General features: G+C 69.6%; 5 protein-coding genes. 3 read left to right on the top strand and 2 right to left on the bottom strand.

The annotated features are described in order from the left end of the window. Positions 1–344: 344 nt before the first annotated feature. The gene (locus ACFW2E_RS36365) at positions 345–1,088 is read left to right on the top strand and encodes a beta-phosphoglucomutase family hydrolase (protein ID WP_384473143.1); all 744 of its coding nucleotides are present in this window, start codon (positions 345–347) and stop codon (positions 1,086–1,088) included. Then, entirely contained in the window at positions 1,085–3,481 is a 2,397-nt protein-coding gene (locus ACFW2E_RS36360) for a glycoside hydrolase family 65 protein (protein WP_384473140.1), read from the top strand. The genes ACFW2E_RS36365 and ACFW2E_RS36360 overlap by 4 nt, the downstream gene beginning before the upstream one ends. Before the next feature lie 94 nt (positions 3,482–3,575). On the opposite strand, the gene tgmB is transcribed toward ACFW2E_RS36360, so the two are convergent. Both tgmB and tgmA read right to left on the bottom strand, forming a co-directional pair. Further along, positions 3,576–4,532, bottom strand: a complete 957-nt coding sequence (gene tgmB, locus ACFW2E_RS36355) for an ATP-grasp ribosomal peptide maturase (RefSeq protein WP_384473137.1) — start codon at positions 4,530–4,532, stop codon at positions 3,576–3,578. A gap of 14 nt (positions 4,533–4,546) precedes the next feature. Continuing rightward, positions 4,547–4,738: a putative ATP-grasp-modified RiPP gene (gene tgmA, locus ACFW2E_RS36350; protein WP_384473134.1), complete on the bottom strand. Its 192-nt coding sequence runs from the start codon at positions 4,736–4,738 to the stop codon at positions 4,547–4,549. 555 nt (positions 4,739–5,293) lie between these two features. Between tgmA and ACFW2E_RS36345 the strand changes: the two genes are divergently transcribed. Next, a complete protein-coding gene (locus ACFW2E_RS36345; protein WP_384473131.1) occupies positions 5,294–7,153 on the top strand; it encodes a hypothetical protein in 1,860 nt (619 codons plus the stop codon). Positions 7,154–7,591 lie beyond the last annotated feature (438 nt).

Here is a 7,591-nt window from a genome sequence, read left to right as displayed (position 1 = left end):
CCATAGATTGACCCCCGCCCCCTGCGCCACCCCACGACTGTGGGAGGCGGCCACACCCCTGCTCAAGGATCCACCGCCCGTCGAGGCCTACGAGCCCGGCTCCTGGGGGCCCGACCGGATCCGGCAGCTCATCGCACCGTACCGGTGGAGCCTTCCGGACGACCGCTGACCGGCTCGGTCTCGCGCACGCACGGCGTTCCCCGAAGAGAAGTCCTGCACCGGGGACGGTTCCTCCCCCAGTCTTGCTCCGGACGCCGTCCGCGCTTCGGCCGAGCGGGTTCCTTCCCGCGCGCCGGGTGGCGCCTCCCCGCCACAGCCCGCCCTGCGCTCCTAGCCTCGACCGCATGCTGGGGCTTCCTGATCACGTACGTGCCTGTCTGTTCGACCTCGACGGGGTGCTCACCCAAACCGCGAAGGTGCACGCGGCCGCCTGGAAGGAGATGTTCGACAGCTATCTCCGGGAGCGTGCGGAACATGAGGGCACGGAGTTCGTGCCCTTCGATGCGGTCGGGGACTACGACGAGTACGTGGACGGGCGACCCCGCGAGGACGGGGTACGCACCTTCCTCGCCTCACGTGGTGTGCACCTGCCCGAGGGATCGCCGGACGACCCTCCGGAGGCGGAGACGGTGAACGGGCTGGGCACCCGCAAGAACATCCTGGTGCTGCGCCGGATCCGCGAGGACGGGGTGGAGCCCTACGAGGGCTCGGTCGGCTTCGTCCACGCGGTACGGGAAGCCGGGATGCGGTGCGCGGTCGTGTCGTCCAGCGCGAACTGCCGGGACGTTCTGGCGGCCGCCGGTATCGAGGATCTGTTCGACGAACGGATCGACGGGGTCGTGGCGCGCGACCGCGACCTGCGGGGCAAACCCGCTCCCGACACCTACCTGGAGGCGGCCCGTGCCCTGGGCGTGCAGGCGGACGAGGCGGCCGTGTTCGAGGACGCGCTGGCCGGTGTCGAGGCGGGCCGGGCCGGACGGTTCGGTGTGGTCGTGGGGGTCGACCGCGTGGGACAGGCGGAGCAGTTGAGAGCGCACGGGGCGGATGTCGTGGTCCGTGACCTGGCCGAACTCCTGGAGCAGCCGTGATCACTCATCCCAGTTTCATGGTCGAGCCGTGGTGCCTGCGTGAGACCGAGCTGAACCTGGACGTGCTCGCCCAGAGCGAATCGGTGTTCGCGCTGGCCAACGGCCACATCGGGTGGCGAGGAAACCTCGACGAGGGGGAGCCCCACGGACTGCCCGGTGCCTATCTCAACGGCGTCCACGAGCGGCATCCGCTGCCGTACGCGGAGGCGGGCTACGGCTATCCCGAGTCCGGCGAGACGATGATCAACGTCACCGACGGCAAGGTCGTCCGGCTGCTGGTCGACGATCACCCCTACGACGCGCGCTACGGTCGGCTGCTCGACCACGAGCGCGTTCTGGACTTCCGCTCGGGTGTGCTCAGCCGTACCGCGCGGTGGACCACACCCGGCGGCCGTACGGTCCGCATCACGTCACAGCGGCTGGTTTCCTTCACCCAGCGGGCGGTGGCCGCGATCGTCTACGAGATCGAACCGATCGATGGTCCTGCCACGGTGGCCGTGCAGTCGGAGCTCGTCGCCAACGAACAGCTGCCCCACACCGAGGGGGACCCGCGGGTTGCCGCGGTGATCGGGTCTCCGCTGGTGTCGGAGGAGTACTTCGCGCAGGACACCCGGCTGCGGCTCGTGCACCGCACCGCCGTCAGCGGGCTGCGGGTGGGAGCCGCGGCCGACCATCTCGTCGAGGGGCCGGAGGGCACCCGGTGGACGGCGCAGAGCGAGCCGGACGTCAGCCGGCTGACGGTGACCGCGGACGTGGAGCCCGGACAGCGCCTGCGGCTGGTCAAGTTCGTCGCCTACGGCTGGTCCGGGCAGCGTTCACTGCCGGCGGTGCACGCCCAGGTCGACGGGGCGGTGGCGGCCGCGGTCAGCACCGGCTGGGACGGGCTGGCCGCGGAGCAGCGCGCCTATCTGGACCGGTTCTGGGCCGGCGCGGACGTCGAGGTGGAGGGGGACGCGCAGATCCAGCAGGCGGTGAGATTCGCCCTGTTCCACGTTCTCCAGGCGGCGGCTCGCGGGGAGGACCAGGCGATCCCGGCGAAGGGTCTGACCGGAACCGGGTACGACGGACACTCCTTCTGGGACACCGAGTCGTTCGTGTTGCCGGTACTCACGTACACCGCGCCGGAGGCCGTCGCCTCGGCGCTGCGGTGGCGTCACCGGTCCCTGGCGGGGGCCCGGGAACGCGCTCGTCAACTGGGGCTGGCCGGGGCCGCCTTCCCCTGGCGGACGATCACCGGTCCGGAGTGCTCCGCCTACTGGCCGGCCGGGACGGCGGCCTTCCACGTGAATGCCGACATCGCCATCGCGGTGATCCGGTACGTCAGTGTGAGCGGTGACGAGGAGTTCGAGCGTCACGAGGGGCTGGACCTCCTGGTGGAGACCGCCCGCCTGTGGCGTTCCCTCGGCCACCACGACGCGGAAGGCGTCTTTCACATCGACGGGGTCACCGGTCCCGACGAGTACAGCGCCATCGCCCGCGACAACGTGTACACCAACCTGATGGCCCGGCAGAACCTGCTGGCCGCTGCGGACGCGGCCACGCGCCATCTGGAGCGGGCCGAGGAACTCGACGTCGACGAGGAGGAGGCGGCTGCCTGGCGGGACGCGGCGGCCCGCATGGCGGTGCCGTACAACGAGACCCTGGGCGTGCACGAGCAGTCGGACGGCTACACCCGGTTCCAGCACTGGGACTTCGACGCGACCCCGGCCGAGCACTACCCGCTGCTGCTTCACTATCCCTACTTCGACCTGTACCGCAAGCAAGTGGTGAAGCAGGCCGACCTCGTGCTGGCGATGATGGAGTGTCCACACGAGTTCACCGACGAGGAGAAGGCGCGCAACTTCGCCTACTACGACGCGGTGACCGTCCGCGACTCCTCCCTGTCGGCCTGCTGCCAGGGGGTCCTCGCCGCGGAGACCGGGCATTTGCGGCTGTCCTACGCGTACCTCAGCGAGGCCGCGCTGATGGACCTGGAGGACCTGGAGCACAACACCCGCGACGGCCTGCACATCGCCTCCCTCGCCGGCACGTGGATCGCCCTGGTCGTCGGCCTGGGCGGCATGCGCCGGCACACGGGGCCGGACCTGAAGCCGGGCCGCTTGGGCTTCGCGCCGCGCCTGCCCGAAGCGCTCTCCCGGGTGACGTTCACCGTGGGTGTGCGCGGGAGCCGGTTGAAGGTGGACATCGGTCCCACCCATGCGCGCTACACCCTGATGGCAGGTGAGCCGGTGGAAATCCTGCACTACGCGGAGCCCTTGACCGTGACCGCCGGTACAGCAGTGGACCGCCCGACGCCGCCCGTGCCCACACGCCCCGAGCCACAGCAGCCCCGGGGCCGACGGCCGGCCGGTCTGCCCGGCGGGGAGGAGACCGGAGGAGAACTCCAGGACTGACTCCTGCTCCACTCCGTCCCTGGCCGCCGAGGCCGTCCGCGAACGGCTGTGGCGACTCCGTCACCTGACGGAGTCGTGCGCGTGGGTCGTCGACTCACCGGTGGATCTCCGGTACACGGCCGGCCGCCGTGCGCTGTGACAGCCAGATGGCGACCGCCTCCGACACCGGCTGCCCGGTCTCCAGCTCGACGAAGCCGAACTGGCCGCCCTGATTGCACTCCAGGAACCACCAGGCGCCCTCCTCGTCCTCGGCGAAGTCGAAGGCGGCGTAGGCCAGTCCGGCGAGGGCGAGGTACTCATGCGCCGACCGGCCGATGGGTTTGGGTACCGGGACCGCCTCCCAGGTGTGCTCGGTGTCACCGTAGCGCCCGTCGACCTGGCCCGGCCCGGCCGTCTTGCGCGCGGCGAACAGCCGGGTGCCGACACAGGTCAGGCGGATGTCGGCACGCTTGGGTATGTAGCGCTGCAGCAGCGCGGGGCCGGCCGCGACGGCCGAGAAGTCGGCGTCGGGGCCGATCAGGGTAGTGGGCAGGGCCAGGCCGGGGTCACCGGGCGGCGGCCCCGAGGCGGACTTCACCACAACGTCCTGGTGTTCCTCCGCGAACTGCCGTGCCAAGTGTGGTGCCGTGGTGAAGACGGTCGGCGGTACGGCGAAGCCGCTGAGGTTAGCCATCTTCAACTGCCAGGGCTTCAGGCGGGCCCGGTCGGCGTTGCGCGGATGATTCATCCACCGCGTGGTGGTGGAGAAGAGCATTCCGAACAGGGCCTGACGGGTCTCGGCGGTCAGCCACGCAGAGGGGTGTGTCGCGTGTGCCGCCGGTTCGCCGGGTCTGCGCACCCATACGGAACGAAGGCCGTCCATGCTGAGCACATGTCCGTTCACGGACAGATGTCCGTCGAAGTGGCCGTGGGTGTAGTGGGCGGACAGCACTGCCTTGTCCGGCAGGTCGGCAGGGTCCAGCCGCACGACGGGGGTTCCCATCTCGTGCAGCTCGGTCACCACCATGTCGGCGGTCACGTCCTCTTCGGACGTGAGGATCAGTACGGTCATCGGGTTACGGAGCGTCAGTCATCGAAGTGCGTCTGGGAACCGGCGGTGGACGTGGTCGTGCCGACAGCCAACAGCAGGTCCGGGTCACTGACAGCCGGGCGGCCGTCCGGAAGCACGTTCAACTGACGCGACTCGTCGAAGCGGTACGGCGTCACGGCGGGCGGAAAAGCCTTCGGCAAGGCGTAGTTGAGGGTGAACGGTCGCACTCGAACCTCCGAGTAAGGAAATCTTGCTCTCTGTCACATCATGGCGAAGTTCACCACGCACCTGCCGCATGATCCGCACCACCTGCATCAACAGCATCACTGTGAACACCTTCCCCACAAGTCACACATCGGATGGAGCCTCAGATCTGTCACTGCGGTACGCAGGGTGAGCGTGTCCTGACTCCGCCCACCGCTTCTTCCCTCGGCCGGTGGTTCAGGACCGGCCACCTGCCGCTTCGGTAGCGGGACTTCGCCGGTCGTGCACCGGGGCGGACGACCGGAGCTGGACGCTGCCTTCCTGATCCTTGTCCAAACTCTCGCGGACCGTGCTGTCACATCCTCGGACGGGCCTCCTCCGTGGCAGGGCATGGCCGCACGGCCGTCCACGCAGCACACCACCGGAGCACCACCGGAGCCAGCCCCGTGTCGGACCTGCGTGCTTTCACGGATGTTCGCGCAGAGCGGGCGGGTCAGTGTGGGGGAGACCACGACCTGACTCGAAGGGACAGCTCACCACCGCAACGCTCCTACGACACGCAACGCTGGAAGGAATCTATGCGTTCCCGATCACTCCTCCGTTCCCGGCCCGTCCTGCCCGTCGGCCGGCTACTGTGCGCGGCGCTGTTATCCACCGCGGCAGCTCTGGGCACCGGACTCGCGGCCCCGGCCCCGAGCAGCGCCGCCACCCCGGCCACCTCTGCCGACGATGTTGTCGACGGCAACTGGATCGGCCTGGGCTACAACCAGAACCCCCAGCCGCCGAACGGCACGACCTGGAACACAGCCGACTGGAACCTGATGGTGTCCCGCACCGACTACATGAAACCGGGCCTGGTCCGGGTCATGTTCAACCTGCCCTGGTTCTGGAGCGGCACGGACGCGGGCGGAAGCTACGACTTCACCAACCCCGCCTATCTGAACGCCGAAAGGGTGATCAAGCACTACACCGACCGGGGCATACCGGTGGTCAGCGGGCTCTTCGGCATCGACGACCTGACCTATACCGCCGCGAACACGGCCACCGTCCAGGCGACGCTGGTCAAGCATCTGCAGGCCGACGGCGCCGCGCCCAGGTACTGGGTCGGCGTCAACGAGCCCAACGTGTCCACCGGCCCGAAGTCGTACTCGTACGCCGACTGGGAAGCCGCGACGACCAACCTCACGTCGGCGTTCACCACAGCCGGGGTGGACACAGCCCGGACGGTCCTCTCCGGCGCCGACACGGCGGAGGCCGGCGTCAGCTCCTACGGCGGTGACCTCGGCCACCAGACCGCACCCGGATGCAACTCCGGATGCGACTCCGGTCTGGTCTGGAAGCTGGCCTCACTCAACACGTTCACCGCGCAGATCTACGCGGCGAGCCCCACCGACAACGCGATCACCTTCCAGACCTCGTCGGACGGGACGACCTGGAAGCACCTGGCGGTCGCGCCGCCGACGCCGGTCGCCATGGTCACGGGCAAGAACGGAGGCGGCATGTGGGGCTACACCTACACCGCCTCCGGCATCACCGGCAGCAAGTACCTGCGCCTGTCGGCTGCCTCCTCGACCCTTGAGCACGCGGTCGGATCGATGCACCTCGCCAACAACAGCACGTCGCTCGACGACCCGCTCGACGATCTGACGCGGACACAGACCGCCCTGGACACCGGCACCTGGAACGGCAACGGCTCATGGTGGCTGCGCTCCGCGCGCAGCGGCCTGCTGGGGGCGAGCGAGGCGCACTTCTACAGCCAGGAGCTGTACGGCGCGGCCCCGGAGTACGTCGAGCCCGTGATGAGCGAAGCGGTGTCCCAGCTGCGGACGGCGGCACCCGGCAGTCCGGTGCTGCTGGGGGAGACAGGCATGAAGGCGGCTCAGTACCCGGACGGCAGCAAGGACTACCGCTTCGCGCTCGACACGACCCAGCCGCTGCGCATGGCGGATCTGGCCGTGCAGGAAGCCCGCAGCGGCGTCGACGGCGCGGCGGCCTGGTGCCTCGACGGCTACGCCTCGACCACCTTCTGCGGGATGTGGGGGAGGGGCACCGACGACCCCGGCAAGGTGTCGGCCCACTCGACGGCGCTCCGTCCGTGGTTCTACACCTGGAGCCTGCTGACCCGGTACCTGCCCACCGGATCCACCGTCCACGCCCCGGCCGAGCCGACGGGCGTGCGCGTGCTGGCCGCGCAACTGCCCAGCGGCGGCTGGACGTTCGTTCTCGTCAACCGCACGTCCGCCGCGCAGGCAGTGAGGCTGAGCGAACCGACCGGGTCGATCACGCTGAACAAGTACCTGTACACGGACGGTGCCACGCCGAGCACCGACGCCAACGGCTTCCCCACGAAAGCCGGCACACTGACGGCGGACTTCACAAACGGCCACGCCCTGACGGTCGGCGCCGAATCCGTCCTGGTCTTCACCACCGCGTCTTGAGCAGGGCGCTGACGACCAGAGGCTGATCGTCCGAGGGTGCCGGCAACGGTCGTCGCGGTTCGCTCGTTGCCGGCCCCTGATTTGCCTTTCCGCACACGAGGGCGATGAATGCCCCCGTGGTACGGCCGGATGAGGCTGCTGCCCGTGGACGGTTCCGCCACTGCGGCCCCGGCTCCCAGGGTGATCAGCCTTGATCACACTCTGCCCGCAAACAGGCAATCAACCGGCATCATCGGGCGGACGGTGTCTGGCTTCCCGCCGCGGCGACCGCGCTCGTCCGGGGCCATGACCCGGCGGTGTACGTCGCACCGACGAATCTCCCGGCAGCCACCCCCGTCGACCCGTGGATGGCCATCTCTGATGCCACGGACCTGTGCCGCCGCCCGACGGCCCCGGACCGGCGGGCGCCACCGACCCTCGTCACGGCCGCCGCAGGGC

It is taken from the genome of Streptomyces sp. NPDC058964 (genome assembly GCF_042741275.1).
Taxonomy (GTDB): domain Bacteria; phylum Actinomycetota; class Actinomycetes; order Streptomycetales; family Streptomycetaceae; genus Streptomyces.
This window is presented reverse-complemented; position numbering and strand designations above follow the sequence as displayed.

Excerpts from the sequence above, each read along its gene's own strand:
- ACFW2E_RS36365 (WP_384473143.1), top strand. The coding sequence starts at position 345 with ATGCTGGGGCTTCCTGATCACGTACGTGCCTGTCTGTTCGACCTCGAC.
- ACFW2E_RS36345 (WP_384473131.1), top strand. The coding sequence starts at position 5,294 with ATGCGTTCCCGATCACTCCTCCGTTCCCGGCCCGTCCTGCCCGTCGGC.
- tgmB (WP_384473137.1), bottom strand. The coding sequence starts at position 4,532 with ATGACCGTACTGATCCTCACGTCCGAAGAGGACGTGACCGCCGACATG.